Here is a 24,724-nt window from a genome sequence, read left to right on the forward strand (position 1 = left end):
GCCTTTCTCCCCCCTATAGCAGTAAAATTACAATTAGTAGCCCTGCTAGTACCCCTAAGCTCTTAATCATTTTTTCGTATTGCAGTTGTAAAGCTTTCGCTTCCTCTTCTTCTCTCTCCAAATGTGTAATACATAAGCGAATATGTTTTTGTTGTGATTCACGATCATGTTGCCCGAGCGTTTCACCAAATTGCTGCAGTATTTCATACTCGGTTTGTTGAAAAGCCGTCAACTTCCAATTCTCTTTCAAACTATCTATCCAAGCTTCCCTTACCGTTTGTTCTCCACTTTCTAGTTTTTTAGCGAAACTTTGAAATATCCAATTTAATGGCTTTGGCATTTGTTTAACTAATCGCTCGGCAGCCTCAGATAAAGGTGTGTGTCCATACATAATTTCTGCCTCTAATGATTGAAGTGCTGATTTTAATAACCTAAGTTGCCTCGGCCTCTCACTGTATCTTTTAGCGTACGAAAACCCGAAAAAGGTGCTGACCGCAACGATTAACACTGCACCAAATATTTTCACCATACGCCCTCAGCCTTTCTATTTGATAACACTGGTTTTCCATATTTATCTTTCACCTGCATAACCGTTCCTGGACCCCTCGCTTTTGACAACTCCACAAACCTATCAAATATACCAAGCTCTAGCACTGCCTTGAGCGATGGACGTCTCACAACATCCTCATAGGAAAATCCGTGTGCGCTTATAAAAAGCTGAACACCTGCATGCACTGCCTCCATAATTGCTTCACTATCTTCTTTACGGCCAATTTCATCTACGATCAAAATATCAGGACTCATAGAACGAATCATCATCATCATTCCTTCTGCCTTTGGACATGCGTCTAACACATCGACTCGGGTACCAAAATCATATTGCGGGATTCCTTTCACACAGCCAGCAATTTCTGACCGTTCATCAACGATCCCCACTTTACAGGAAGGAATTTCCGAAGCACTTACCCCTTGACTCATGCAACGTGCTACATCTCTTAAAAGTGTCGTTTTTCCCGTTTGGGGAGGGCCAATTACCATCGTGTTTAACCACCTTTTTTCATACAAATATGGCAAAAGCGGTTCAGCAATCCCTATTTTTTGACGAGCAATACGAATATTAAAGGAAGAGACATCACGAATCATTTTCACTGCGCTTTTTTCTGTAATGACTTTTCCTGCTAACCCGATTCTATGCCCCCCGCGAAGCGTCACATACCCACGTTTTAATTCCTCTTCCATCGTATAAATTGAGAATTGACTTAATTTATTCAATAAGTAAATAGCATCCTCTGCAGTAGTGATATAGTCATAAAAAAACACCTTTCCGTGTGCAATACACTCTAGCGGCCTTCCAATTCGAACACGAATTTCCTCTAAAGCATCGTATTGCTTACATTCTTCAATTAAGTACTTCATCGTTTTTGGTAAAACTTCTAATACCTCTTTCATCGGCTTCTCCCCACTATACTCGACTTACTATTTCAGTAATGCGATAAAAATACAGCAAATTCCAAGCGCTAGAAAAAAGAGCTTCAAGAAAGAAATTTCACTTGCTACACTCGCTATCCCAATTGTCATTGTTAAAATTAATACGGTAGGTCCAACAAACGCCAACATACCATTTATAAACAACGCTTTCTTCGCATCATTCACATAAAGCATAAGCAAAGCAGCAAATATCTCCGCACTACCTGAAAATAATCGAAGTGCCCCCATAACAAGCACGGATGTTTCCATTGCCGCTAGCCACTGTTTCATTCTTCCACCTTCTCCCGTAACAGTTACTAACTTCGTATTCTAAAAAAGAATATATTTGTACAACCATATGCAGAGGTTGTCTATTTCAGAAGTAAAAACATAATTTTTCTCTAAAGTCTGAATTAGAATCTGAATATTCTTATTATTTTATGGTATATTATGGTATATTTAGTTTGAAAGGGGTTTAAACCATGCAGCACGTCACTTTATTACCACTAGATTTATGCTATACAAATGTGATTTTCGAGCTATCAAGTGATCCACATATAAAAAATGCATTGGGGATAACGGTAGAAAACATCGAAGACACGAAAACATTTCTTCTTTTCGCAATAGAAGAAGAGCGTCAAAAGAAATCCTTATCGAGAATGATTGTGAATGAAGAAAATGAAATAATTGGCCTCACCACACTTAAACATATTAATAATGAAAAAAAGCAATCTCACATTGGTAGTTGGATTGGCTATCCATACTGGGGAAAAGGCTATAACGAGGCTGCTAAAAAAGAAATCTTTAAAATCGCCTTTTTAGACTTACAACTTTCCTACGTATTTGCTGGTGCTAAAACGAATAATATCCGCTCACTAAAAGCACAAGAAAAACTACCCTATATTTCATTGCATGTGGAAAACAAGTTTCCAGACGAACACGCTGCACTAGAGAAAGAAGTAAGGTCACCTTGCTCTCTGCATGTCGTGTCACGTGAAAATTTTTTAAACTGGTTGAAATTACAGAATGAGGAGGAAAAATATGAAGGCATTGAAAATTAGTTTAACCGTTGTAGTAGAATTAGCTCTTATTTATCTTTTTTCATTATTAGTCGGTTGGTCATTTATAGAGACCTTTTTCCTTGGTAGTTTAGCAATATTTGCAATTATGTGGTTAATTATTATGAGTAACCATAGAAATAACATTACAGATCACGCAATAAGCAAAACATTAACTGGCGTTGAGACTGGCGAAATAAAACCATTTCAAATTGTTTTGACTCCATCTATTATGGGTACTCTTTCACTTGTTTTAGTCAGTTTTATAGTAACAGCTATTTACTATCTACCCTATTTCCTATAAAAAAAACACTCGTGAATTATCACGAGTGTTTTTTTACTATGCACGAGAAACGTATTTACCTTCACCAGTGTTGATGATAAGCATTTCGCCTTCGTTAATGAAGATTGGTACTTGTACAACAAGACCAGTTTCTAATGTAGCTGGTTTTGTTACGTTAGAAGCAGTATCACCTTTAATACCAGGCTCTGTTTCTGTAACTTGTAATTCAACTGTGTTTGGAAGTTCAACACCAAGTACTTCGCCTTGGTAAGTCATAATTGCTACTTCCATGTTTTCTTTTAGGAATTTAAGCTCGCGCTCGATTTGTTTTTCACCAAGTTCGATTTGCTCATAAGTTCCGTTATCCATAAATACGTGAGCCTCACCGCTTGCGTATAAGTATTGCATACGACGGTTTTCGATGTGTGCTTTTTCTACTTTCTCACCTGCACGGAATGTTTTCTCTTGAACAGAACCTGTGCGAAGATTACGTAGTTTAGAACGAACGAATGCAGCACCTTTACCTGGCTTTACGTGTTGGAAATCAAGTACTTGCCAAAGGGCATTGTCCACTGAAATTGTTAAACCTGTACGAAAATCGTTTACTGAAATCATGTAAAAAAATCCTCCTGTGTATTACAAAATAATAAGTTCTTTTGGTGATTTCGTAATTACTTCATTACCTTCACTTGTCACAATGATATCATCTTCAATACGTACGCCGCCAATACCTGGAATATAAATACCTGGCTCTACTGTTACAGCCATACCTGGTTCAAGTACTGTATCAGAACGGAACGCTAAACCTGGTGCTTCATGGATTTCAAGACCTATTCCATGACCAGTAGAGTGTCCAAAGTATTCACCATATCCTTTTTCCGTTATGTAGTCACGCGTTAGCGCATCAGCCTCGCGACCTGTTAAACCAGCTTTAATACCGTTCACACCACGTAGTTGTGCTTCTAAAACGATATTATAAATTTCTTTTAATTTATCAGATGGTTCACCGACTGCAATCGTACGAGTAATATCAGAACAATATCCTTTGTAATAAGCGCCGAAGTCTAATGTAACGAAATCTCCTGTTTCTATCACTTTTTCAGATGCCACGCCGTGCGGTAATGCCGAACGAAGACCTGAAGCAACGATAATATCAAACGAAGAAGATGTTGCTCCTTGTTTTCTCATGAAAAATTCAAGTTCATTTGACACTTCAATTTCAGATACTCCCGGGCGAATGAATGATAGAATATGCTCAAAGGCAGCATCTGCAATCTGTGCAGCTTCCTTTAATATCTTAATCTCTGAATCAGTCTTTATCAAGCGTAACTTTTCTACAAGTCCAGAAGTCGGGATAAATTCAGCATCAATCGCTTCCTTATGCACTGAATAAGAACTATATGTAAGAGTATCTTGCTCAAAACCAAGTTTTTGAATTCCAAGCTCTTTCACTTGCTTTGCCACTTCATCAATGATCAATCCTGCGTGCTGTACAACCTCATATCCAACCGCTTGTTTACTTGCCTGCTCGACGTAACGGAAATCTGTAATAAATTGAGCACGATCTTTTGAAATAAGAACAACGCCTGCTGTTCCTGTGAAGTTAGCCATATATCTACGACTATGTTCATTTGTTAACAAAATACCGTCAATGCCAGCCTCATCAAATGCACTTCGTAATCTTTCAATTTTCTCCATTACTTTATGCCTCCCTCAATTTCTCCATTAATGCAAATAATGCTAACTTATAGCCATAAAAACCAAATCCTACAATTTGACCTGCACAAACAGCTGCCGTCACAGATTCATGACGGAACGATTCACGCTGATGAATGTTAGAAATATGTACTTCAATAACAGGAATCGAAATGCTCGCAATGGCATCACGAATCGCATAGCTATAATGCGTAAATGCTCCCGGATTTAAAATGATCCCTTCATATATATCTTCCGCTTCATGAATAATGTCGATAATGGCACCTTCATGATTCGATTGGAAACATTCTAACTCCACTCCCATTGTTTCTGCTTCTTGCTTCATATCTGCTTCAAGTGTCGCTAGCGTGCCCTTTCCATATACATTTACCTCACGAACACCGAGGCGATTTAGGTTAGGACCGTTTACGAGGAGTAACTTTTTCATATTCTTAAAACTCCTTAATATTAAATATCTATACAATATTTTAACATAGGAGTTACTTATTTGAATAGTTCGTCTTCTCTTGCCCTTCTTGTTCTGCTTTATTGCTATTTACTGCGTAAGAAACAGAATATGCTATAAACACACCATACAATATAAAAATACATATTGTCGTCACAATTGTCTCTTTTGGTAAATGGAGCGCACTTTTAATAACAGGAGCCATTAAACCCATCCCCAAAAACAGTAGTGCCCACCAAAATAGCCCATAAATAATTCCCGCTATAATCCCTTCAAACTTCGCAAAAAATGCTTTATACAAAAAGGCGATCAAAATTGAAAGAAGTCCCATACACACTATTCCGAACACATTGCCCCATACACCCTCTTTCCAACTTCCAAACGCAAATGGTAAAAGGAAATAATTCGGTCCCGCCTCCGTGAATGAAAATATATGAAGGAAATACCAGATCCCGCCCCAAAAGATTCCACCAAACAAACCAATCTGCACAAAATTCCTTGTTCCTAATTGTTCTTGACTCACATCGACACCTCCGCTCAATAGTATGCCCGAAACTATTTTGAAGCATGTTTAAATCCTGCGAAATTTGTCTATAAAAAGAATAAGAAATGTCCGACTCTCATAACATTTTCCCTTGTCATCTACTTGTATTTGCCGATAAAATAAAGGAAACTCGGTGATTGTCTTATTTCAAAACGACAGAACCCAGTATGACAATTGCCTCTTTTTCTACATAAGAGAGAAACAAATACAGGTTGGTGTTAACATGGCAGAAGAGTCAAAACAAATATATGGCGGGCAAGCGGTCATAGAAGGAGTTATGTTTGGCGGTAGAGAATATACTGTTACAGCGGTTCGTCGTAAAGATAAATCGATTGAATTTTATCGATTACCACGCGTTCGTAATAAAGTACTATCTACCCTAAAAAAAATTCCATTTTTACGAGGGATTGCCGCTATTGTGGATGCAAGTGCGAATGGAGCAAAGCATTTAAACTTCGCTTCAGAACGATTTGACGTCCACCCAGAAGATGATGAACAAATTGCAAATAAAAAAGAAGAACAATCAAAATTAACGATGGTATTAGGAGTTGCAGCTGTTGGCGTTTTATCTTTTATATTCGGTAAAGTCATTTTCACAGCAGTTCCTGCACTATTAGCTGAATTAACGAGACCGATTTTCCCATCTCATACTGGGCAAATCATTGTCGAAAGTGTCATTAAGCTCATGCTATTATTGAGCTATATATACTTTATTTCTTTAACCCCACTTATTAAGCGGGTATTTCAGTATCACGGTGCAGAGCATAAGGTAATCAATGCTTACGAGAATAACCTTCCTCTGACTGTAGAAAACGTTCAAAAGCAAACTCGTCTCCATTATAGATGCGGCAGTAGCTTTATTATATTTACAGTCATTATTGGAATGTTCGTTTATTTCCTAGTCCCTACAGATCCTCTTTGGGCACGAGTTATAAACAGAATTTTATTAATTCCGGTTGTACTTGGTATTTCTTTTGAAGTATTGCAATTTACAAATCGATTACGAGACATTCCCGTATTACGCGTACTTGGATATCCTGGATTATGGCTACAACTATTAACAACGAAAGAACCAACAGATGATCAAGTGGAAGTAGCAATTGCATCGTTTGAAGAATTATTACGTTTAGAGAACAAACAATAATTATTTAAAAATGGTGTTCAACTCCTTTCCTCATCGTTAATATACTAATTTCAATATATGTTTTTAGGAGGTGTCCCTTATGAACGGTCGTTCGTTTACTTTCGCTATATTTGTGCTTATTATCGGATTGGCAATATTCGGCCTTGTTTCATCTGTTATTACAAATCCCATGGGTGTATTAAGAAATATCGGGTACATGTTACTTGTTGTCGGTATCTTTTACTTGCTATACAAGATGTTTACAAATTCCAGTGGTTCCGCAAATTCGCAAAGCTCATATAAGCGTGCGGCAAAACAATCGAACCGCAAACATGGGAAACAAAATGTAGCACCCCTAGGCAATTCTTTCTTTAAGTCAAATACTTCTAATGACAAAAGTAAAAAAGGGAATTCTTCCACTTTGAAACGAAAAAGAAAACAGTCTCATTTAACTGTCATTGAAGGCAAAAAAAGCAAAAAGAAAGACCGTGCTTCCTTTTAGGAAATACGGTCTTTTTTTATACTTTGAAGCACTTCTTTTAAACTTTTCTCTCTCATACTTTCAATTCGAAGATGATGATTTTCAAACGGTAAATTCCGTGTCACATCATTAGGTACCACAACGCACGTTAATCCCGCTGCAACTGCTGCTCTCAATCCATTTAATGAGTCTTCAAATACAACAGCTTCAGATGGCTTAATTCCTAATTCTTCTATTGCAACTCGATAAAGAGCTGGATCTGGTTTTACCTTCTCAACATCTTCTCTCGTTTTAATTACTTCAAAATATTCTCGAATTTGTAGCTCTTCTAAAAAATGAATAACCCATTCTCTAGAAGAACTAGAAGCTAGTGCAATTTTTAATCCCATTTCTTTCGCTTCTTCTAAATATTCTTTTACCCCGTCACGAGCTTCTGGTATTCTCATTTTCTCTTTATGTAAAGTTGCCACTTTTTCTTTTAATACACTTTTGTTAAACTTCTCTTTTAATTGATCATTTAAATATGTATAAAGTACCTCATCTGTTGTTCCAATGCATTTCGCAAATTCCTCTAAAGGTAGTTCCCCGCCGTATTCACGAACAGCATCTCTGAAAGAGTGAAACCATATCGTTTCTGTATCCACAATTAATCCATCAAAATCAAAAATAATTGCTTTCATAATTCTCCCATCCTTTTCGAATTGAAATAAAAAAGGAAACGCCATACGTTCCCCTTAATTACTTTTCTCTTCATTTGCTCTTTGAACACCGCGAAGTGTTTCCACTCGGACTGTATCTTGTTCAAAGTATTGCACTAAATCACCAATGCGATCAATCGCTTCCCAACTTAAATGATGTTCAATTCCTTCTACATCATTGTAAATTTTACTTTCATCCACACCGATAATACGCATAAATTGCTCTAGCAAGTCATGACGATATACGAGACGTTCTCCGATTTTTTTACCTTTTGTTGTTAATACAAGCCCTCTATATTTTTCATAAATTAGATATTCATCTTTGTCTAATTTTTGCACCATTTTTGTTACAGAGGATGGATGTACACTAAGCGCTTCAGCAATATCAGATACGCGGGCGTAACCCTTTTCATCAATCAACAAATAAATTTGTTCAATATAATCTTCCATACTAGGGGTAGGCATCGGTTTCCTCCATCCAAGTTCATTTTGCTTATTCCGTACGAAGCAATCAATAAAATGATACACCAGAAAGAATAACGTGACAAGTTGAAAACGAGCCTAAATATATAAAACAAAAAAGAATCTGTATTTGCATACAGACCCCCCTTAAGTAAAATATTGTATTTCTGCATTAGGAAAAAATTCATTTATATAACCTCTTATCGTTTCTTCCAATACTGCTGCATCATCCTTTTTATATACATATTTTCCGATGCCATATCGTCCCCATTTATACTTCCGCTTCTCTTCATCCATTTCAAGCTTCGTATTTGGATAACGCTCTTGAATAACCTTTTTCGCTGGTTTCGTAAAACGATGCTGAATTAATTCAAACGTTAAATTTGGTATCGTCACATCTTTCAGCGCATTGTACAGTCGCTCAAATAGTTCACGATATCCTTCTTCCCATCCTTCATGCATATAAAGTGGCGCGACTATAAAACCAAGTGGATAACCTGCACCTGCTACTTTACGTGCCGCCTCAATTCGCTCCTCAAATGGCGATGTCCCTGGTTCAAAATTTTTAATTACATATCGTGAATTTATACTAAACCTGAAACGAGTTTTCCCATTATGCTTTGCATCTAATAAATGATCAACGTGCGAATATTTCGTGACGAAACGTAAGCGCCCATATTCACTTTCTCCAATGAATTCAATCGCCCGCTTTAATGCATGTGTTAAATGATCAATCCCAACAATGTCTGATGTACACGCTGCTTCAAATCTTGTTATTTCAGGTGCCCTTTCATCCATATATTGCTTTGCCTTCTCAAATATTTCATCAAGATTGACATACACACGAACGTAAGGCTTACTCCCAAGTGTTGTTTGCAAATAGCAATAATGACAATGTCCCATACACCCTGTTGCGAGCGGAATTGCATATTCAGCTGACGGTTTTGACGTATCAAACTTTAGCGTCTTCCTTACTCCAACGACAAGTGTAGCCTTTGCATTACGATACTTTTGCAAATCATTTTCTCCTGGCAAATTTCTAATTTGATTATGTGATGTCGTTTCACGAATTTCTAATCCCATCTTCGTAAACTTCTCATAAAGCTCTTTTCCAAGCGGATATTCAAGTGCCTTTGGTTCAAAGTAAACGAGTTTTGGCATAAATGGTTTCATGTGCTTCCCTCCCTCTCGTTAGTATGGGAAACGTTGAAAAATTAACACGCATTAAAGTTTTCCACTTCAGTAACTTGCGTTGCAAGTTACTGAATGTTATAATTTGGATAACAGCTACCTTGCAATGCAAGTTACCTGAGTAAAAGGTGGTGAAATCATGCACAGCCAAATGTTAAAAGGTGTACTAGAAGGTTGCATCCTATACATCATTTCACAAGAAGAAGTGTACGGATATGAACTGAGCACAAAATTAAATAAACACGGATTTACATTCGTAAGCGAAGGAAGCATATATCCGTTATTGTTACGTATGCAAAAAGAAAAATTGATTGAAGGAACATTAAAAGCCTCCTCACTCGGTCCAAAACGAAAATATTATCACGTAACCGATAAAGGATTAGAGCAGCTTGAAGAATTTAAACAAAGCTGGGGAATGGTTTCAACTACGGTAAATAACTTATTACAGGGGGAGTGATAGGGATGAATGCACAAGACATGATTGAATTGAATAATAAAAAACGTGAGCTTCTAACACCTGAAAATGAAGTTGCTTATAGCGATATGTTAGTTTATCTTCGTTTATCTAACGTGCCAGAGCAACAAATGGAAGAACTGTTACTAGAAATATTAGATCACCTCATCGAAGCACAAGCAGAAAATAAAAACGCTTATGACATCTTTGGAGATAATTTACAATCTTATTGCGATGAACTTATATCAGCTTTACCAACTCAAACAAAGTTAGAAAAAGCCTCTTTAATTGGATTTTCTATTAGCTTACTTCTTGCTATACAGTTTGGCATAAATGCAATTATTTCATTTTTTATGTTTTTCTTTGAAAAAAACAATACATTATCAAGTCCGCCTTTTAGCATCCTTGGAACTACTTTGTCTGTTTCAATAATTATACTAGGTATACTATTTATTTTATATTTATTAAAGCGTTACTCCTTTAATCAGAAAATAAATTGGAAAAGAAGAATTCTATTTGGATTCGCATTTGCTACTCCATTTTGTTCCGCTGTATTCTTAAATATTTATTTCCAAAAGCAACCTTATCTCATTTATCATCTAAACTTTTGGCAAAATGCTTTAATTGCTATCTTATTTTTTATTTTATATAAATTACTATATAAAAAATCAAATTTTTAACAGCCCTTCAAAAGGCTGTTTTTTCTTCTGTCTAATTTTACAAATTGAAAAATTTCATAAAGAAAATAAGAAAAATGCAAAATAATTAAAGTTAATTGTTGACGTGATGCTTTTATTATCGGTATCATAAATCTTCGTGAGCAATTATTTTTCGTTATACGATTTTTTTATTATTACTGAATTTTTGAGAGGAGAAATTAGATGTCAGTTAAGAAGAAAACGCAAGTACGCACCGGCAAAATGGTACGTGAACTAATGTTAGCAGACGAAGATGTAAATGCTTCGCTAATTATGGTATATAGTGAAAACGGTGTAAACGCAGAAATTAAAATCGAGGGCTTAACGCCGAAATGTAACGAAGAATTATTTTTGAGCGGAAACGTGGATTGGAACAAGAGTGTTATTTATAAAATTGTTGATTTCACTGGAAACGCTGAAGTTGGTAAAGTTACATTAACAGCGATGAACAAAAACAATGTTTCTCTAGAAATTGAACGCGTTATGTGGAGTAAAGAAAATAAAGAAGCTGCCGAGCAAGAAGAAACACAGGTAGAAGCAGCACCGAAAAAGGAAGTAGTTGTAGAAGCTCCAAAAGCAATTACGCCTGCTCCTAAGCCTGTTACGCGTGTGGAAACACCTGCTATGGCACCTAAGCCTACTCCGGTACCGACACCGAAGCCAGTAAGCGTAGAAGCAGCTGTAGAACTAGTTACTCCAGCGCCTGTGAAAAAAGCGGTCCCTACTCCAGTTACAAAGCAAGAGACAGCACCGGTTGCTCCTGCAAAACCGAAGCAGCCTGCTTTGACTGAAACAAATTCAAAACTACAAGAAAATTATGTTAAACTCGTGAAAAAGACAATTGAAGTTTGTCAAGATTACGAGCTTGGCATCGACATAGATGATTCTATTGAAAGCTTAAAAGAAGAACTACAAAGCCAAGGTATTAGCGTTACATTTGACAAAGAAATTATGGACGTTGTAAATCGCCTTCGTTCTTTACAAGATAAAGGAATCAAAGTAGAAAAAGTACTTAATTTACTATAAAAAAATAAGAGGTGGCAATTGCCATCTCTTATTTTTTATAATTCCACTCATTACTTTCATACTTTTCTTTCGCTAACGTTTGAACTTCATGTAACTGTTCTTCTGTTAATTCATATGGAACAAGTTCTACATCCAATCCTTTTTCAAAGCCAACTTCAAACGCTTTAATTAACTGTTCTATCGTAAATGTACGGTCTGTTAATTCATTAATTGCTACTGCTTTAGAAGAGAACATACTCTTCATACGTTCCTTCACACGTTCATTTGGGAATAAAAATAGATCATATAGTTCATCTAAATCAATTTCTAATGGAATCGATCCATGCTGTAAAATAACACCTTTTTGACGTGTTTGAGCACTACCAGCAATTTTTCGTCCTTCCACTACAATTTCATACCAAGATGGTGCATCAAAACATACGCCGGAACGTGGATTTTTTAAATTTTCACGATCTGCTTCTGTTTTTGGAACTGCATAATATGCTTCTAACCCTAATGCCTTAAAACCATCTAATAAACCTTGCGAAATAACACGATACGCTTCTGTAACTGTTTTCGGCATATTCGGATGATCTTCAGACACAATAACACTATACGTTAACTCTTTGTCATGTAGTACACCCCTGCCGCCTGTTTGACGACGAACGAATCCATATTTCTTTTCGTTAACTACATCCATATTAATATCTTTTTCAACACGTTGAAAATACCCAACTGTTAATGTTGGTACCTCCCATTCATAAAAACGAATTGTTGGTGGCATTTTCTTTTCACTTTGCCAATTTAATAAACATTCATCTAACGCCATATTAAATGCCGGTGAACATTGACCAGAGTTAATATAACACCATTTTTCTTTTCCCATCCTGCACCTCATATAACCAATTATTTTTCACATTCTCTAGTCTACCAAATTCGACAAAATTTGTGAAAGAATACGAAATTTCTTCTTATATGCAAATGAATCTGTTGCATAAATACATAAGGGCATTATAATATTGAAAGTAGGATAAGAAAAAAGGGAGCGATAGAATCGTGTCAACAACTTGGATTATTTTATTAGCCGTAATCGTAGCATTTATCGGCTACACTGTATGGATGTACTTCTATCAGAAAAAATTAATTAAAACTCTTACAGAAGAAGAATTTCGCGCTGGCTACCGTAAAGCACAGCTTATCGATATTCGTGAAGCAGACGAATATAACGCAGGGCATATTTTAGGTGCACGTAACATTCCGTTATCACAAATTCGCCTTCGCCATAAAGAACTTCGTCAAGATCAACCTGTTTACTTATATTGCCAAAGCGGATTCCGTACAGGTCGTGCAGCGCAATACTTAAAAAAACAAGGCTACAAAGATTTCTACCAATTACAAGGTGGATTTAAATCTTGGACAGGCAAAATTAAAAAGAAATAATAACATACAAAAAACTAGCTGAATAAATCAGCTAGTTTTTTCATTTCATCTTATTCGCAATGTATAATAAATTCTGCTTGATTACCTTTTCATCGTTCTCTTCTACATTCCGATACAGCAGTTGATATTCAATTCCTTTCTCTTTCCATATAAGCGTAGCAAATTCGTCACCACGTTCATAATCATCTTTATTTTTAAAATAAGCAGACGTTCCATTATTCAGTTTCATTTGTTCTTGAAATCGCTTCTCTTCCACAAGATCCGGAAAACTATAAGGAAAGTTCGCGACATTTAACTCAATATACTCATTTCTACCTGGTTCTTTCTGTTTATATTTAATCGTTAAGACAGTGTTCTTTTTCCCAAGCGTTCTTACTTCCCCCTTCACATCACTTGTAATATCGTACGGTAAAAACGTTGGAACTTTAAACTTCACCGGAAAATATTTTGGAAGTTCCTTTAGCGGAATAGGATCCGTAACACGATCCATAGCTCCTCCCGTTGTTCCCACAAAGTGTTTTTCTTCTTGCATCGTTTGCTGAAACGAGCACGAACTAAGCACGAAACTAGAAAACACGAAACAAATGATTCTTTTTTTCAATTTGTTTCCGCCCTTTCATACCGCTCTCTTAACGAACGAAGCGTTGATATTCTCTTCATATTCGCTTCGTCACCAAACTCCACCTTTGAAAACTTTCCACGTTATTCTCACACATTTTGACAACACTTTTTGCAAACAAAAAAGACCCCTATCATTCTTACGCCCAAGTGAAAAGGTTACGCGAATAAAAAGAAGTCTTATTAATACCATAGTTTGTGAAAAGCTTTTCAGGTCAAGATTTTTTCTTTCTTATTATTTTCCCTTTATAATAAGGGAAAGAGGTGATACATATGGCCAATATAAAACAAATTGCTAAAACTGCTGGTGTATCGATATCAACTGTTTCTCGTGTCCTGAATAATCACCCTTACGTAAAAGAAGAAAAGCGTAAGCGTGTTCTAGATGCTGTTGAAGAATTAAACTACGCAAAAAATATAAATGCTGTCCATTTAATAAGAGGGAAAACATATACAATTGGCGTTATGCTTCCTTTCATTAACCTCCCCTACTTCAGTACGATTATTGAAGGAATCGGAAACGAAGCGTTATTAGCTGGGTATCATATTAATTTATGTCAAACGAATTACGATAGCATTGAAGAAATTCGTGTTCTTGAAATGATGAAAATGAAACAATTTGATGGGATGATTATTTGCTCCCGAACGAGCTCTTGGGAACAAATCGAACCTTTTGCAAAATTTGCCCCTATTATTTCATGTGAAAAAATGAAGCATCCCCTCATTTCATCCATCTACGTAGATCATTATGAAGGTTTCCGTCTTGGTACTGCCTATTTACTAAGTAGAGGCCATGAAAAAATCGGAATTTGTTTAGCAAGAAAAACAAGTGTAAATTCCATGGAGCGCGAAAAAGCGTTCGCCGATACACTTCGTAACGAAGGGAAAACGTTGCATCCTGAATGGATTTTCCACCAATGCTATACAATGCAGGACGGAGCACAAATACTCCATCGTATTTTAAATATGAAAAATCGTCCAACTGCTATTTTCACAGCGAACGATCAAGTTGCAGCTGGTTTATTAACAGAGGCTCGAAAACATGGTATTCGAGTACCTGAAGACCTTGCTATCCTTGGATTTGATAATCATGAAATTTCAAAGGCATTAGAAATTTCCACAATTGAACATCCCGGTCTCGCAATGGGCTCACATGCTTTTTCTTTATTCCATAAGCAGATCCAAAGCGAGCAAATTGTCGGCAGTGCAAAAGAACTTTCATTCCATTTAATTGAGCGAGAGACTGTCTAAAAAGAGCGTTACTTATAACGCTCTTTCTCAGCTCTTCACCTATTGACTTTATATTTCCCATCTCATATAATGAACCTAACGAACGGTAGGTAGGGGATGAAAATGACAGCAAACCGCATTAAAGCTGTAGCACTTTCTCATTTCGCACGCTACGGCTATGAAGGAACTTCATTGGCAAATATTGCTCAAGAAGTTGGGATTAAAAAACCATCGATTTACGCACACTTTAAAGGAAAAGAAGAGCTATATTTCATATGCTTAGAATCTGCTCTTCAAAAAGATTTGCAGAGCTTCACAGGCGATATCGAAAGCTTTTCCAATTCGTCCACTGAAGAATTGCTTTTAAAATTATTAAAAGGGTACGCAAAACGATTTGGTGAAAGTGAAGAATCAATGTTTTGGTTACGAACTTCTTATTTTCCGCCTGATGCATTTCGCGAACAAATTATTAATAAAGCAAATGTACACATTGAAAACGTCGGAAAACTTTTATTCCCTGTATTTAAAAGAGCAAGCGAACAAGATGAGCTGCATAACATTGAAGTAAAAGACGCCTTAGAGGCTTTTCTATGCTTACTCGACGGTCTTATGGTTGAACTATTATACGCAGGTTTAAATCGTTTTGAGACACGTTTAGACGCTTCTTGGAAAGTATTTTGGCGCGGACTTTCAAACTGACGGATTGCTCCTTTGCAATGCGTCGTTTTTAAGCCCTTTACCTAACGACTGGTAGGAAGGAGAAATGACATATGGCATGGATTTATGTAATCATCGCTGGTATTATTGAAATATTTTGGGTGATTGGACTAAAAAAAGCAGAGGCACCACTTGAATGGGCTGGTGTTGCTCTATTAATTACAATTAGTTTCGTCTTATTATTTAGAGCTTATAAAGATTTACCTGTCGGCACTGTATACGCAGTCTTTACAGGAATCGGAGCTGGTGGAATCGTTCTTACAGAGATTTTCATCTTCGGAGAACCTTTCTCTATCGTAAAAGTTTTATTAATCGGTTTAATCTTCTTCGGAGTAATTGGTTTAAAACGAGTAACAGAAGAAAAAGAAGCGAAGGAGGCCGCATAAAATGGCTTGGGTATTTTTAATTCTAGCTGGTATTTGTGAAATTATTGGTGTACTCTTTATGAAAGTAGCCACTGAAAAGAAAGGCTGGGCACCAAAAGTTATTTTAATCGCTAACTTCGGCGTAAGCTTCTTCTTCTTATCTCTTGCGATGAACACATTACCGATGGGAACTGCTTACGCAATTTGGACTGGAATCGGAACTGCTGGAAGTGCACTTCTAGGCATTCTCATTTTCCGAGAATCAGCGGATTGGCGTCGTCTTGCTTTCTTAAGCTGTATTCTATGCGGCGCTGTTGGCTTAAAACTATTAAGCTAACGTGAGGTGAATGTCATGTGGAAAGAACAAGGAAAGAAAATATTAGCATGGATCACACTTGGTATCGTCATTCTATTACAAATAAGTTTTCATATAATAGAATCATTGTTTCATAAAGTATTATCCATTCTCACATTCCTTCCTAACATGACACTTGAAATTATATCAATTGTTTGGTCCATTATCGCCTCCATTGCAATCGTCATTATATGGAGTATCGCCAAACTATGGAATAAGTTATTAAAAAAGGACAGTACTTCTGAAAAAGAGTAACTGTCCTTTTTTATATTCATTCAGACTTTCTGTAGAAGTTAGATGTGATAAGACAAAACAGACCAACTATGGCAATACTTATACCAACCCTTTTATGTAAACTTGGAAATAGCGGTGGTATATCCGAGTAAACATTTGCTAATATGAGACCGATTGAAAATAAAAATATTCCTATTCTATATAACCATTTTCTTTTGTTCATCATTCTCCCCTCCTAACATTTTTCATACACTCCTTTCTTTTGGACATACTACCTAAAAAAGGAGTGGATAATATGCAAAATTCTATACATAAGCAAATTCTATTTTTATTTTTCCTCTTTCTTATTCTCGTTATCGTTTTCAGCTTTATATTACATACTCCAAAAGATGTACCAAATAGCGTTTCTTTTTATAAACTACTGCTCTCGTATTGTCGTTATTGAAGAAGGTGCCTTTTTTAAGGCACCTTTTAAAATTCTCTTTTTTCATATATTTTTACTGAAACAAAGGTAGATGCTATGAACATGCACATGGAACTAATGAATAACAAGCTGTTGTATAGTTGAATTTGTTCTAAGTTAATTTGAAACAAAGCTTCTAAAACAACTATCGGTGCCATGAATATTACTATCGTAATGAAAATGGTTTTCTTATACCCTAGCCAAAAGGATATTGGTAAAACAAAACTTAAATACAATAAAATAAAGCTAATACTAGCAACCATTGTCGTTTCAATAAATTCAAATAAGTTAACCCCGCTCTTCATTCCTATCGTGAAACAACCGACCGTTACACTTATAAAAAGAATAATTATTGCTACTATATATTTCGCATACACAATTTGTTTTCTCAATATTGGTAAACTATTTACTATAACTTCACTCTCATTTTTACTATCTGCTTCAAATGTTTTTACTGTTGCCCCAATTGTAATAATTACTGACATAATTATGAACAGATTTTCCGTATCTGTTAAGGCCATATAAAAGAAAACTGGATACAATATATACCAAATTAAAAATTTCCATTGAATAATGAAATCTTTTAAAATTAGTTGCTTCACAATCGCTCCCTCCTTATAAATCACGCTCATTGTACAAATGAATTGAGAAAAACATAGACATAACATATAAAAGAAGCAATCCTGCTATAAAACAAATATTTACGACTAGACTCGTGTTCCAAGCATTTTCTACATCTAACCAAACGTTACTTACAATCAATCCACTCAAATATCCCAATGCAAGTCCGGCGAACGGAGCAATTTGTTTGGCACTGCTATATCCTACTGAGAATTCAATCGGAAGTACAATTATGCCACAAACAAACCCACCTGTTATACCTCCGAGAATTTCTCCCCACAGCATAAACCCAGTCATATGCTCATTTTGCAACTGTATTAAACCAATCACTAGTGAGAAACATCCACCTAGAGCAACTAAAATACTTACAAATATGTATTTCCCTATGACAAGATCTTTACGGTCAAACGGTAAACTATTTACTATCAGTTCACTTTTATTTTTCCCCTCATAACTCATTGACAGTATCATGCCAAGAGCAGGTACAAACATACTAAATGTCATCAAAAAACTATCACTACTAAAATCAACAATGAGCAGAAACAAAAAACATATAAGATAAACAAACCCTAACTTTCTTTGCATCATCATATCTTTTAAAACTAATTGCTTGATCATGTATTGCACCTCCTAATATGAAAATGTCCCTTCTATAACTCCGCCTGCTGAAACATTTTCATTGAGAGGAACATTGATATGAATATACTCACTAATACTCCCATACCAAGAACACTCATTGCTTGTGTAGCCTCTTGAGAGTGAAGTACTTTTAACATAATTGTTTTATCACCAAAAATATTGCAAATAAGACCAATCATACCTATTAAAGGAAACAGCATAATCAAATTCAAGACTGTAATAACTTTATATCCCCCAATGTAATTAGTCGGTATCGTTACTGCACAATAAATCAAAGTTGCTACTATTGCTGAAAATATTGCATACCCAGGCATAACTATATCTCTGTTCAATAAAATATTTCCTAATATTACGACTATAAAAGTTACACTCAAACCAGCCATAATAAATAATGTGCTTGAAATATATTTAGCTATAATTATCTCTTTTCTCGTTATAGGCAAACTCACTAACACTTTTTCTGCTTTACTTTTCTCGTCATAATAAAAAGAAATATATATAATCGTACTACATGTTATAAATAATCCTATTGCAATCCCCATTGGTTCGACGGAATTCTTAAAAATAGATAAAATAGGGATTAAAAAATAGAAAGGAAACATCTTCTTCTGTAAGAAAAACTCCTTCAAAATCAATTGTTGCATATAAATTCTCCTCTCTATAAATCACGCGTTTCATAAATTTTAATTGTAAGAAACATAGAAACGATATAGACACTAGCTAATATCATTCCTCCAACTATAAATACACCAATATGTACTGGATTCATAATCCACTCACTGAATGAAGATGTTGTTTCATTCAGCCCATCACTAATAAATATCCAAAGAATTACACCCACTCCTATTGATGCTGCTGATCCTATACTTCTTACTACCTTCGATTTTGTACCATAATAACTAGGGAAAAACGTGACAACAAAAAATGTGGCATAAACAGCTCCATTTATGACTTCATACCATGGAATTTCAATGTATAGATTAGGATGATATACACCGATATCACTAATAACCACAATACCCCTTATAAGAAAAACAACTAACATCGTAGAGAGAATGGCACCAACAATGAACATTGCACAGGAAATATATCTAGCAATTATGATATCCTTTCGACTTACCGGTAAACTATTTATAACAATGTCACTTTTATTTCTTTCATCCATAACGGTTAACGTCATAACCGATGAAAAGGTTATAAATAGACAACTCATTGGAAATAACAATTCACCACTTGCATCTAACATAAAGAACAAAAGGGGCATAACAAGATTCACTAACCAAATTACCCGAAAAAAGAACAAATCTTTATATACGAGCTGACGCATAGGCACCTCTCCCTTTCGCAGTGTAAACGATAATGTCATCTAATGTAGGCTTTTCTAGTACAACCTCATTTCCAAACCAATCGATAATTGTTTGTTTATCCTTCGCTAAACCTTCAAAACCAAATTTATTTTTTCGTAATCCAACAAATAGTTCTTTTCCTTCTCGGTCTAATAAATCATTACTTCCTTTTACGATTACGTAGTTCTCCATTAAGTCTTCTTTTTCACCAGTAAATATAATTTCTCCATCGTTGATAAACGTAATATAATCTGCAATGCGCTCTAAATCTGTTGTAATGTGCGTTGAGAATAATACGGATACTTCATCTTCCATTACAATTTCTTGCAACATATCAAGTAATTCACTTCGAACAACTGGATCTAACCCTGCTGTCGGTTCGTCCATAATAATAAACTCTGCGTGGTGCGAAAGTGCGATGGCAATCGCAAACTTCATTTTCATCCCTTTAGATAGCTCTTTAATTTTTTTATACTTTGGAACTTGCAATCTATGCATATACGATTGATACTGCTCTTCGTCCCACTTTTTATATAACGGTGCAATAATACGCTTCATTTGTTCACACGTTAAATCTTCGTAATAATGATTTTCATCATATACAAAACCAATATTTTGTTTTATGTCCTTTTCGGCTTTCTTATTGTCTTTGCCAAAAATTTTTATATCGCCGCTATCTTTTCTAATTAAATTCATAATCATTTTGATCGTTGTACTTTTCCCAGCACCATTTGGTCCGACAAACCCCATAATATATCCTCGTGGTAATGCAAAACTTATATTTTTCACTGCAAAATCTTGATAACTTTTACAAACATTTTTTAGCTCTAACATCTCTTATTCCCCCTTATATAAACACGCAATCATCTGCTGCAATTCTTCAAGTGAAAGCTGCAACACTTTACTTTCTTTTACGATTTCTTCAGCTTTACTTTCCAATAGGCGAAGCCTTTGTTCTTTTAATAGTTCATTATTTTTACGTGAAACATAAGTCCCCTTCCCAGCAACAGTTTCTATATATCCTTCTTTTTCAAGCTCCTCGTATGCACGCTTCGTTGTAATGACACTAATTTGTAATTCCTTCGCTAAGCTACGAATAGACGGTAATTGATCTCCACCCTTTAAACCGCCATTTAAAATAAGCTGGCTTAATTGTTTTCTTATTTGCACATAAATAGGGTCTTGGGAAGAATTCGAAATAATAATATTCATGTTTTCCTCCAGTGTGTGTATATACTGTGTATACCTTATATATACAGTATATACACACCATCCTATTTTTGGCAAGAAAAAAAGACCAACATTTTCCTGTTGGTCTTTCGTATATGTATCACTTTTCAAAGCGATCTAACATCTCGTCTCTCATTCCGAAACTTACTACTGCAATTCCTATATACATAAACAGAAGGAATGCCGGATGAACTGTGTTGTACCAGCTGCTGTCAACAATTAAGTAAATCGTTAATGCCACAACAAGAACAAACGCTAAGATAAACATATAAAAGTGTCTTGTACTACCCATGATAAACTCCTCTCTTCTCACTTCACCATTCAACAGTTTATTTTATCGAATAATTCGATATGACTCAAGGTTAACTTTCTGTTATGTAATCAAGTTCTACCTTTACAATGTCCTCACATGCTATTGAAATGATTGTTCCTTGTTTATCAATCGCCGTCACTTCTCTATTATCCATTACACGATTTGCTACTCTTTCTAACACTTTTCCTTGGTCTCGATAGCAAAATTCTTTTACATCTTTAATTGTTTCTCCATTTTCTAAATGGTATACCATTCTATAACATCGATATCCCACACTTTCACCCCCGTCTTGTTCGTTTTTTCACATATACATAAAAATGAGTAATCTTTGCCTCATCACATCTTCTTAATTTCAATAAAATTCTAACAAAAATAAATACTTTTATCAAACCGACTTTTTCAACAAAACTACCTATAAAACTACACCTTTACACCATTAGGAAACAAAAAATATATTTTTTTAACATTTTCTTCACTATTTCTGCATAAAGTGAAACTTTAATCAGTGGGGATTTTTGTTCATCCCCACTGATTATTAGTTGAACCAATCGGGCATTTACGGACAGTTTATCTCCCACCTGACTTCTTTGCACCAGCTAAGTTTTGAGTTGGAAGTTTACTGTCCGTTAATGCGGGACAAATTATCCATACAAAAAAAGAACCCGCCTCAGCGAGTTCTTCTTTTGTTATTCTAATCAAACTTGTACAGGAGCTGGCTTTGCATAACGTAAAACTGGTTTACGTGCAGCCATCGTTTCGTCTAAACGTTTAATGACTGTCGTATGCGGTGCTTCTTGTACAACTTCTGGATTTTCTTCTACTTCTTTAGCGATTTGAATCATCTTATCAATGAAACCATCTAATGTTTCTTTTGATTCTGTTTCTGTCGGCTCAATCATAATACATTCTTCCACATTTAATGGGAAGTAAATTGTTGGTGGATGGTAACCAAAATCAAGCAGACGTTTTGCAATATCTAATGTACGTACACCAAGTTTCTTTTGACGACGACCTGATAATACAAATTCATGCTTACAATGTCTATCGAATGGAAGATCATAGAATGGCGCTAATCTTCTCATCATATAGTTCGCATTTAATACAGCATACTCCGTTACTGCACGCAAACCATCTGGACCCATAGAGCGAATATACGTGTATGCACGAACGTTAATTCCGAAGTTACCATAGAATGGTTTCACACGACCAATTGCTTCTGGGCGGTCGTAGTTGAAGTGATAACCACTTTCCGTTTTCTCTAAAATCGGTTTTGGTAAGTACGGAATTAAATCAGCTTTCACACCTACTGGACCAGAACCTGGGCCACCACCGCCGTGAGGACCTGTAAATGTTTTATGAAGGTTTAAATGCACAACGTCAAATCCCATATCTCCTGGGCGTGCTTGGCTTAATACCGCATTTAAGTTTGCACCATCATAGTATAATTTACCGCCTGCATTATGGACGATTTCTGCCATTTCTAAAATATTTTCTTCGAATAGACCTAATGTATTAGGATTTGTTAACATAAGTGCTGCTGTTTCTTCGTTTACAACACGTTTTAAGTCTTCTAAGTCAACAAGGCCATTTTCATTTGATTTTACTGTAATTGTTTCAAAACCAGCTACAGTTGCAGATGCTGGGTTCGTTCCGTGAGCAGAGTCAGGTACAATTACTTTCGTACGGTTAAAGTCACCATTCGCTTCATGGTATGCACGAATTAACATTAAACCTGTCCATTCTCCGTGTGCACCAGCTGCTGGTTGTAAAGTAACAGTATCCATACCTGTAATTTCAATTAAATGCTCTTGTAAGTCGTACATTAATTCCATTGCACCTTGTACTGTCTTTTCATCTTGCAGTGGATGAATATTTGCAAATCCTGCGAAACGAGCTACACTCTCATTAATTTTCGGATTATATTTCATCGTACAAGATCCAAGTGGATAGAATCCAGAATCAACACCGTGGTTACGGTTTGAAAGTGCTGTATAGTGGCGCATAATATCAAGTTCAGATACTTCTGGTAGCTCTGCATCTTCTACTCGAATATAATCGCTCTCAAACACATCTTCTAGTTTCACTTCTTCTACATCTAATTTGGGTAAGCTATATCCTATGCGTCCTTCTTTACTCACTTCAAAGATAAGTGCTTGGTCTTGGTTCTTCATTGGATAGCCCCCATTTCGTTTACAAGTGTGTCAATTTCCTCTTTTGTACGAAGCTCAGTTACTGCTACAAGCATATGGTTTTCATGCTCTTTATAATCACGGCCTAGATCGTAACCACCGATAATATTCTTTTGTAATAATGCATCGTTTACTTCTTTCACTGGACGTTTGCAATCTACAACAAACTCATTGAAGAATGGTCCAGCAAATGTTACTGTGAAGCCTTTTGCTTCAAATTGACGTTTTGCATACTGTGCTTTAGAAATGTTTTGACGTGCCATTTCTTTCACACCTTGTTTGCCAAGTGCCGTCATTGCAACAGAAGCTGCTAATGCATTTAACGCTTGGTTTGAACAAATGTTAGATGTCGCTTTATCACGACGAATATGCTGTTCACGTGCTTGTAACGTTAATACAAATCCACGTTTACCATCTGAATCTACAGTTTGTCCAACAAGACGTCCTGGAATTTTACGCATAAATGCTTTCGTTGTTGCAAAGTAACCACAGTGCGGTCCACCAAACTGCGTTGGAATACCGAATGGTTGTGCATCACCGATTACAATATCAGCACCAAATTTCCCTGGTGGTGTTAATGCGCCTAATGATAATGGATTTGAAGAAACGATAAATAATGATTTTTGTTGATGAACGATTTTTTCAATATCAGCTAATTTTTCAACTTGTCCGAAGAAGTTTGGATATTGAACGATTACACAAGCAACTGTATCATCTACTTCACTTTGTAATACGTCTAAATCTGTTACACCATCTTTATGATTAATTTCAACAACTTCAAGATTTTGACCTTTTGCATACGTTTCAAGTACTGCTCTTGATTCTGGATGAACCGCGCTAGATACAAGAATTTTCTTTTTGCGAGTATGGCCAGCTGCTAACATTGCCGCTTCAGCTAAAGCTGTACCCCCGTCATACATAGAAGAGTTTGCTACATCCATTCCTGTTAATTCACAAATCATTGTTTGGAATTCAAAGATTGCTTGTAATTCCCCTTGTGAAATTTCCGGTTGGTATGGTGTATAAGCTGTATAAAATTCTGAGCGAGAAATAACATGATCTACAATTACTGGAGCATAATGATCGTATACGCCTGCTCCTAAGAAAGAAGCGTATTCTTTTAAGTTAGCATTTTTACTAGCCATTTGAGATAGCTCTTTTAAAAGCTCTGGCTCTGATTTTGCTTCTTTAATTTTTAAATCCCCTTTAAAACGAACACTCTCTGGAATATCAGAGAATAATTCATCGATCGTTTGAACGCCGATCGTTTGTAACATTTCTTTTTTGTCTTCTTCTGTCATTGGAAGATAACGATGCAACATGAAATCTACCCCTCTCC

The 24,724-nt window shown here is 35.9% G+C and carries 36 protein-coding genes; 13 read left to right on the forward strand and 23 right to left on the reverse strand.

Annotated features, from left to right (window positions below; genetic code table 11):
• Positions 1 to 13 precede the first annotated feature (13 nt).
• Genes spoIIIAB through ACTL4X_RS21250 form a run of 3 tightly spaced genes read right to left on the reverse strand, consistent with a single transcriptional unit; the run spans position 14 to position 1,758 of the window.
• Entirely contained in the window at positions 14 to 529 is a 516-nt protein-coding gene (gene spoIIIAB, locus ACTL4X_RS21240; protein ID WP_000238702.1) for a stage III sporulation protein SpoIIIAB, read from the reverse strand.
• Positions 523 to 1,449, reverse strand: coding sequence for a stage III sporulation protein AA (gene spoIIIAA, locus ACTL4X_RS21245; RefSeq protein ID WP_000665905.1), 927 nt, complete (start codon positions 1,447 to 1,449; stop codon positions 523 to 525). The genes spoIIIAB and spoIIIAA overlap by 7 nt, the downstream gene beginning before the upstream one ends.
• Positions 1,450 to 1,476: 27 nt before the next feature.
• Positions 1,477 to 1,758 carry a YqhV family protein gene (locus ACTL4X_RS21250; RefSeq protein ID WP_000816050.1) on the reverse strand — a complete coding sequence of 94 codons (282 nt, stop codon included), beginning with the start codon at positions 1,756 to 1,758 and terminating at the stop codon, positions 1,477 to 1,479.
• 191 nt (positions 1,759 to 1,949) lie between these two features.
• Between ACTL4X_RS21250 and ACTL4X_RS21255 the strand changes: the two genes are divergently transcribed.
• Positions 1,950 to 2,528: a GNAT family N-acetyltransferase gene (locus tag ACTL4X_RS21255; protein WP_001164986.1), complete on the forward strand. Its 579-nt coding sequence runs from the start codon at positions 1,950 to 1,952 to the stop codon at positions 2,526 to 2,528.
• Positions 2,509 to 2,829, forward strand: a complete 321-nt coding sequence (locus tag ACTL4X_RS21260) for a hypothetical protein (protein WP_000645572.1) — start codon at positions 2,509 to 2,511, stop codon at positions 2,827 to 2,829. Before ACTL4X_RS21255 ends, ACTL4X_RS21260 begins: the two co-directional genes overlap by 20 nt.
• Before the next feature lie 36 nt (positions 2,830 to 2,865).
• Here the strand turns inward: ACTL4X_RS21260 and efp are convergent, their stop codons facing one another.
• From efp to ACTL4X_RS21280, 4 genes are read right to left on the reverse strand one after another with little or no spacing between them, the layout of a single operon-like run.
• Entirely contained in the window at positions 2,866 to 3,423 is a 558-nt protein-coding gene (efp, locus tag ACTL4X_RS21265; RefSeq protein ID WP_000626516.1) for an elongation factor P, read from the reverse strand.
• 21 nt (positions 3,424 to 3,444) lie between these two features.
• Positions 3,445 to 4,506, reverse strand: a complete 1,062-nt coding sequence (gene pepQ / locus ACTL4X_RS21270) for a Xaa-Pro dipeptidase (protein ID WP_000411040.1) — start codon at positions 4,504 to 4,506, stop codon at positions 3,445 to 3,447.
• A gap of 4 nt (positions 4,507 to 4,510) precedes the next feature.
• On the reverse strand, positions 4,511 to 4,951 hold the full coding sequence (gene aroQ / locus ACTL4X_RS21275; protein WP_000735140.1) for a type II 3-dehydroquinate dehydratase: 441 nt from the start codon (positions 4,949 to 4,951) through the stop codon (positions 4,511 to 4,513).
• Between the two features lie 52 nt (positions 4,952 to 5,003).
• Positions 5,004 to 5,492, reverse strand: coding sequence for a YqhR family membrane protein (locus ACTL4X_RS21280; RefSeq protein WP_000076881.1), 489 nt, complete (start codon positions 5,490 to 5,492; stop codon positions 5,004 to 5,006).
• Positions 5,493 to 5,736: 244 nt separating this feature from the next.
• On the opposite strand from ACTL4X_RS21280, the gene ACTL4X_RS21285 reads away from it, so the two are divergent.
• Positions 5,737 to 6,657, forward strand: a complete 921-nt coding sequence (locus ACTL4X_RS21285) for a DUF1385 domain-containing protein (protein ID WP_000807121.1) — start codon at positions 5,737 to 5,739, stop codon at positions 6,655 to 6,657.
• Positions 6,658 to 6,736: 79 nt separating this feature from the next.
• On the forward strand, positions 6,737 to 7,138 hold the full coding sequence (locus ACTL4X_RS21290; RefSeq protein WP_001014463.1) for an SA1362 family protein: 402 nt from the start codon (positions 6,737 to 6,739) through the stop codon (positions 7,136 to 7,138).
• Here the strand turns inward: ACTL4X_RS21290 and ACTL4X_RS21295 are convergent.
• From ACTL4X_RS21295 to splB, 3 genes are all read right to left on the reverse strand, one after another.
• Positions 7,135 to 7,797 (reverse strand): HAD family hydrolase, encoded by a 663-nt coding sequence (locus tag ACTL4X_RS21295; protein WP_025687934.1) that lies wholly within the window; start codon positions 7,795 to 7,797, stop codon positions 7,135 to 7,137. The two genes, ACTL4X_RS21290 and ACTL4X_RS21295, sit on opposite strands and share 4 nt — an antisense overlap.
• Positions 7,798 to 7,851: 54 nt before the next feature.
• Positions 7,852 to 8,280: a transcriptional regulator MntR gene (gene mntR / locus ACTL4X_RS21300; protein WP_001143085.1), complete on the reverse strand. Its 429-nt coding sequence runs from the start codon at positions 8,278 to 8,280 to the stop codon at positions 7,852 to 7,854.
• A 144-nt stretch (positions 8,281 to 8,424) separates the two neighbouring features.
• Positions 8,425 to 9,450, reverse strand: coding sequence for a spore photoproduct lyase (gene splB, locus ACTL4X_RS21305; protein WP_000802110.1), 1,026 nt, complete (start codon positions 9,448 to 9,450; stop codon positions 8,425 to 8,427).
• A 157-nt stretch (positions 9,451 to 9,607) separates the two neighbouring features.
• Here splB and ACTL4X_RS21310 point away from each other — a divergent pair, with 157 nt between their 5' ends.
• The 3 genes from ACTL4X_RS21310 to ACTL4X_RS21320 all read left to right on the forward strand — a co-directional run bounded on the left by ACTL4X_RS21310 (position 9,608) and on the right by ACTL4X_RS21320 (position 11,646).
• The gene (locus tag ACTL4X_RS21310; protein WP_000556083.1) at positions 9,608 to 9,925 is read left to right on the forward strand and encodes a PadR family transcriptional regulator; all 318 of its coding nucleotides are present in this window, start codon (positions 9,608 to 9,610) and stop codon (positions 9,923 to 9,925) included.
• Between the two features lie 5 nt (positions 9,926 to 9,930).
• Positions 9,931 to 10,602 (forward strand): DUF1129 family protein, encoded by a 672-nt coding sequence (locus ACTL4X_RS21315; RefSeq protein ID WP_000993580.1) that lies wholly within the window; start codon positions 9,931 to 9,933, stop codon positions 10,600 to 10,602.
• Positions 10,603 to 10,803: 201 nt separating this feature from the next.
• Complete coding sequence (locus tag ACTL4X_RS21320; protein WP_000111898.1) at positions 10,804 to 11,646, forward strand: hypothetical protein; 843 nt, start codon at positions 10,804 to 10,806, stop codon at positions 11,644 to 11,646.
• Positions 11,647 to 11,674: 28 nt separating this feature from the next.
• Here ACTL4X_RS21320 and ACTL4X_RS21325 read toward each other — a convergent pair whose 3' ends face one another.
• The gene (locus ACTL4X_RS21325) at positions 11,675 to 12,511 is read right to left on the reverse strand and encodes a lipoate--protein ligase family protein (protein ID WP_000514081.1); all 837 of its coding nucleotides are present in this window, start codon (positions 12,509 to 12,511) and stop codon (positions 11,675 to 11,677) included.
• 170 nt (positions 12,512 to 12,681) lie between these two features.
• Here ACTL4X_RS21325 and ACTL4X_RS21330 point away from each other — a divergent pair, with 170 nt between their 5' ends.
• Entirely contained in the window at positions 12,682 to 13,065 is a 384-nt protein-coding gene (locus ACTL4X_RS21330) for a rhodanese-like domain-containing protein (RefSeq protein WP_000108653.1), read from the forward strand.
• 40 nt (positions 13,066 to 13,105) lie between these two features.
• On the opposite strand, the gene ACTL4X_RS21335 is transcribed toward ACTL4X_RS21330, so the two are convergent.
• Positions 13,106 to 13,642: a hypothetical protein gene (locus ACTL4X_RS21335; protein WP_033666640.1), complete on the reverse strand. Its 537-nt coding sequence runs from the start codon at positions 13,640 to 13,642 to the stop codon at positions 13,106 to 13,108.
• A gap of 314 nt (positions 13,643 to 13,956) precedes the next feature.
• Between ACTL4X_RS21335 and ACTL4X_RS21340 the strand changes: the two genes are divergently transcribed.
• From ACTL4X_RS21340 to ACTL4X_RS21360, 5 genes are all read left to right on the forward strand, one after another.
• The gene (locus ACTL4X_RS21340; RefSeq protein WP_001273985.1) at positions 13,957 to 14,934 is read left to right on the forward strand and encodes a LacI family DNA-binding transcriptional regulator; all 978 of its coding nucleotides are present in this window, start codon (positions 13,957 to 13,959) and stop codon (positions 14,932 to 14,934) included.
• 96 nt (positions 14,935 to 15,030) lie between these two features.
• A complete protein-coding gene (locus ACTL4X_RS21345) occupies positions 15,031 to 15,612 on the forward strand; it encodes a TetR/AcrR family transcriptional regulator (RefSeq protein ID WP_002005730.1) in 582 nt (193 codons plus the stop codon).
• 71 nt (positions 15,613 to 15,683) lie between these two features.
• Entirely contained in the window at positions 15,684 to 16,016 is a 333-nt protein-coding gene (locus tag ACTL4X_RS21350) for a DMT family transporter (RefSeq protein ID WP_000312339.1), read from the forward strand.
• Position 16,017: 1 nt separating this feature from the next.
• Positions 16,018 to 16,332: a DMT family transporter gene (locus tag ACTL4X_RS21355; RefSeq protein ID WP_000312623.1), complete on the forward strand. Its 315-nt coding sequence runs from the start codon at positions 16,018 to 16,020 to the stop codon at positions 16,330 to 16,332.
• A gap of 15 nt (positions 16,333 to 16,347) precedes the next feature.
• Entirely contained in the window at positions 16,348 to 16,605 is a 258-nt protein-coding gene (locus tag ACTL4X_RS21360) for a DUF3975 family protein (protein WP_000265430.1), read from the forward strand.
• 16 nt (positions 16,606 to 16,621) lie between these two features.
• Here ACTL4X_RS21360 and ACTL4X_RS21365 read toward each other — a convergent pair whose 3' ends face one another.
• The 11 genes from ACTL4X_RS21365 to gcvPA form a co-directional block, all read right to left on the reverse strand.
• Positions 16,622 to 16,810 (reverse strand): hypothetical protein, encoded by a 189-nt coding sequence (locus tag ACTL4X_RS21365; RefSeq protein ID WP_002164431.1) that lies wholly within the window; start codon positions 16,808 to 16,810, stop codon positions 16,622 to 16,624.
• 245 nt (positions 16,811 to 17,055) lie between these two features.
• Positions 17,056 to 17,649 (reverse strand): ABC-2 transporter permease, encoded by a 594-nt coding sequence (locus ACTL4X_RS21370; RefSeq protein WP_000811451.1) that lies wholly within the window; start codon positions 17,647 to 17,649, stop codon positions 17,056 to 17,058.
• A 13-nt stretch (positions 17,650 to 17,662) separates the two neighbouring features.
• A complete protein-coding gene (locus tag ACTL4X_RS21375; protein WP_000595380.1) occupies positions 17,663 to 18,286 on the reverse strand; it encodes an ABC-2 transporter permease in 624 nt (207 codons plus the stop codon).
• 32 nt (positions 18,287 to 18,318) lie between these two features.
• The gene (locus ACTL4X_RS21380; RefSeq protein ID WP_441394949.1) at positions 18,319 to 18,951 is read right to left on the reverse strand and encodes an ABC-2 transporter permease; all 633 of its coding nucleotides are present in this window, start codon (positions 18,949 to 18,951) and stop codon (positions 18,319 to 18,321) included.
• A gap of 14 nt (positions 18,952 to 18,965) precedes the next feature.
• The gene (locus ACTL4X_RS21385) at positions 18,966 to 19,634 is read right to left on the reverse strand and encodes an ABC-2 transporter permease (protein ID WP_069358200.1); all 669 of its coding nucleotides are present in this window, start codon (positions 19,632 to 19,634) and stop codon (positions 18,966 to 18,968) included.
• Positions 19,615 to 20,487 carry an ABC transporter ATP-binding protein gene (locus tag ACTL4X_RS21390; RefSeq protein ID WP_000891311.1) on the reverse strand — a complete coding sequence of 291 codons (873 nt, stop codon included), beginning with the start codon at positions 20,485 to 20,487 and terminating at the stop codon, positions 19,615 to 19,617. Before ACTL4X_RS21390 ends, ACTL4X_RS21385 begins: the two co-directional genes overlap by 20 nt.
• 3 nt (positions 20,488 to 20,490) lie before the next feature.
• On the reverse strand, positions 20,491 to 20,865 hold the full coding sequence (locus ACTL4X_RS21395; protein WP_001021349.1) for a GntR family transcriptional regulator: 375 nt from the start codon (positions 20,863 to 20,865) through the stop codon (positions 20,491 to 20,493).
• A gap of 118 nt (positions 20,866 to 20,983) precedes the next feature.
• A complete protein-coding gene (locus ACTL4X_RS21400) occupies positions 20,984 to 21,175 on the reverse strand; it encodes a hypothetical protein (RefSeq protein WP_000535933.1) in 192 nt (63 codons plus the stop codon).
• A 70-nt stretch (positions 21,176 to 21,245) separates the two neighbouring features.
• The gene (locus ACTL4X_RS21405; RefSeq protein ID WP_000262496.1) at positions 21,246 to 21,449 is read right to left on the reverse strand and encodes a DUF3929 family protein; all 204 of its coding nucleotides are present in this window, start codon (positions 21,447 to 21,449) and stop codon (positions 21,246 to 21,248) included.
• 442 nt (positions 21,450 to 21,891) lie between these two features.
• Positions 21,892 to 23,367 (reverse strand): aminomethyl-transferring glycine dehydrogenase subunit 2, encoded by a 1,476-nt coding sequence (gene gcvPB, locus ACTL4X_RS21410; protein ID WP_000795703.1) that lies wholly within the window; start codon positions 23,365 to 23,367, stop codon positions 21,892 to 21,894.
• On the reverse strand, positions 23,364 to 24,707 hold the full coding sequence (gene gcvPA / locus ACTL4X_RS21415; protein WP_000903240.1) for an aminomethyl-transferring glycine dehydrogenase subunit 1: 1,344 nt from the start codon (positions 24,705 to 24,707) through the stop codon (positions 23,364 to 23,366). The genes gcvPB and gcvPA overlap by 4 nt, the downstream gene beginning before the upstream one ends.
• Positions 24,708 to 24,724 lie beyond the last annotated feature (17 nt).

The sequence above is a fragment of the Bacillus sp. RE35 genome, from assembly GCF_052146655.1.
Taxonomy (GTDB): domain Bacteria; phylum Bacillota; class Bacilli; order Bacillales; family Bacillaceae_G; genus Bacillus_A; species Bacillus_A cereus.

What these genes read in the sequence shown, in the direction of transcription:
- spoIIIAB (WP_000238702.1), bottom strand. Translation starts at nt 529, where the DNA reads ATGGTGAAAATATTTGGTGCAGTGTTAATCGTTGCGGTCAGCACCTTT.
- spoIIIAA (WP_000665905.1), bottom strand. Translation starts at nt 1,449, where the DNA reads ATGAAAGAGGTATTAGAAGTTTTACCAAAAACGATGAAGTACTTAATT.
- ACTL4X_RS21250 (WP_000816050.1), bottom strand. Translation starts at nt 1,758, where the DNA reads ATGAAACAGTGGCTAGCGGCAATGGAAACATCCGTGCTTGTTATGGGG.
- ACTL4X_RS21255 (WP_001164986.1), top strand. Translation starts at nt 1,950, where the DNA reads ATGCAGCACGTCACTTTATTACCACTAGATTTATGCTATACAAATGTG.
- ACTL4X_RS21260 (WP_000645572.1), top strand. Translation starts at nt 2,509, where the DNA reads ATGAAGGCATTGAAAATTAGTTTAACCGTTGTAGTAGAATTAGCTCTT.
- efp (WP_000626516.1), bottom strand. Translation starts at nt 3,423, where the DNA reads ATGATTTCAGTAAACGATTTTCGTACAGGTTTAACAATTTCAGTGGAC.
- pepQ (WP_000411040.1), bottom strand. Translation starts at nt 4,506, where the DNA reads ATGGAGAAAATTGAAAGATTACGAAGTGCATTTGATGAGGCTGGCATT.
- aroQ (WP_000735140.1), bottom strand. Translation starts at nt 4,951, where the DNA reads ATGAAAAAGTTACTCCTCGTAAACGGTCCTAACCTAAATCGCCTCGGT.
- ACTL4X_RS21285 (WP_000807121.1), top strand. Translation starts at nt 5,737, where the DNA reads ATGGCAGAAGAGTCAAAACAAATATATGGCGGGCAAGCGGTCATAGAA.
- ACTL4X_RS21290 (WP_001014463.1), top strand. Translation starts at nt 6,737, where the DNA reads ATGAACGGTCGTTCGTTTACTTTCGCTATATTTGTGCTTATTATCGGA.
- ACTL4X_RS21295 (WP_025687934.1), bottom strand. Translation starts at nt 7,797, where the DNA reads ATGAAAGCAATTATTTTTGATTTTGATGGATTAATTGTGGATACAGAA.
- mntR (WP_001143085.1), bottom strand. Translation starts at nt 8,280, where the DNA reads ATGCCTACCCCTAGTATGGAAGATTATATTGAACAAATTTATTTGTTG.
- splB (WP_000802110.1), bottom strand. Translation starts at nt 9,450, where the DNA reads ATGAAACCATTTATGCCAAAACTCGTTTACTTTGAACCAAAGGCACTT.
- ACTL4X_RS21310 (WP_000556083.1), top strand. Translation starts at nt 9,608, where the DNA reads ATGCACAGCCAAATGTTAAAAGGTGTACTAGAAGGTTGCATCCTATAC.
- ACTL4X_RS21315 (WP_000993580.1), top strand. Translation starts at nt 9,931, where the DNA reads ATGAATGCACAAGACATGATTGAATTGAATAATAAAAAACGTGAGCTT.
- ACTL4X_RS21320 (WP_000111898.1), top strand. Translation starts at nt 10,804, where the DNA reads ATGTCAGTTAAGAAGAAAACGCAAGTACGCACCGGCAAAATGGTACGT.
- ACTL4X_RS21325 (WP_000514081.1), bottom strand. Translation starts at nt 12,511, where the DNA reads ATGGGAAAAGAAAAATGGTGTTATATTAACTCTGGTCAATGTTCACCG.
- ACTL4X_RS21340 (WP_001273985.1), top strand. Translation starts at nt 13,957, where the DNA reads ATGGCCAATATAAAACAAATTGCTAAAACTGCTGGTGTATCGATATCA.
- ACTL4X_RS21345 (WP_002005730.1), top strand. Translation starts at nt 15,031, where the DNA reads ATGAAAATGACAGCAAACCGCATTAAAGCTGTAGCACTTTCTCATTTC.
- ACTL4X_RS21350 (WP_000312339.1), top strand. Translation starts at nt 15,684, where the DNA reads ATGGCATGGATTTATGTAATCATCGCTGGTATTATTGAAATATTTTGG.
- ACTL4X_RS21355 (WP_000312623.1), top strand. Translation starts at nt 16,018, where the DNA reads ATGGCTTGGGTATTTTTAATTCTAGCTGGTATTTGTGAAATTATTGGT.
- ACTL4X_RS21360 (WP_000265430.1), top strand. Translation starts at nt 16,348, where the DNA reads ATGTGGAAAGAACAAGGAAAGAAAATATTAGCATGGATCACACTTGGT.
- ACTL4X_RS21365 (WP_002164431.1), bottom strand. Translation starts at nt 16,810, where the DNA reads ATGATGAACAAAAGAAAATGGTTATATAGAATAGGAATATTTTTATTT.
- ACTL4X_RS21375 (WP_000595380.1), bottom strand. Translation starts at nt 18,286, where the DNA reads ATGATCAAGCAATTAGTTTTAAAAGATATGATGATGCAAAGAAAGTTA.
- ACTL4X_RS21380 (WP_441394949.1), bottom strand. Translation starts at nt 18,951, where the DNA reads ATGCAACAATTGATTTTGAAGGAGTTTTTCTTACAGAAGAAGATGTTT.
- ACTL4X_RS21385 (WP_069358200.1), bottom strand. Translation starts at nt 19,634, where the DNA reads ATGCGTCAGCTCGTATATAAAGATTTGTTCTTTTTTCGGGTAATTTGG.
- ACTL4X_RS21390 (WP_000891311.1), bottom strand. Translation starts at nt 20,487, where the DNA reads ATGTTAGAGCTAAAAAATGTTTGTAAAAGTTATCAAGATTTTGCAGTG.
- ACTL4X_RS21395 (WP_001021349.1), bottom strand. Translation starts at nt 20,865, where the DNA reads ATGAATATTATTATTTCGAATTCTTCCCAAGACCCTATTTATGTGCAA.
- ACTL4X_RS21400 (WP_000535933.1), bottom strand. Translation starts at nt 21,175, where the DNA reads ATGGGTAGTACAAGACACTTTTATATGTTTATCTTAGCGTTTGTTCTT.
- ACTL4X_RS21405 (WP_000262496.1), bottom strand. Translation starts at nt 21,449, where the DNA reads ATGGTATACCATTTAGAAAATGGAGAAACAATTAAAGATGTAAAAGAA.
- gcvPB (WP_000795703.1), bottom strand. Translation starts at nt 23,367, where the DNA reads ATGAAGAACCAAGACCAAGCACTTATCTTTGAAGTGAGTAAAGAAGGA.
- gcvPA (WP_000903240.1), bottom strand. Translation starts at nt 24,707, where the DNA reads ATGTTGCATCGTTATCTTCCAATGACAGAAGAAGACAAAAAAGAAATG.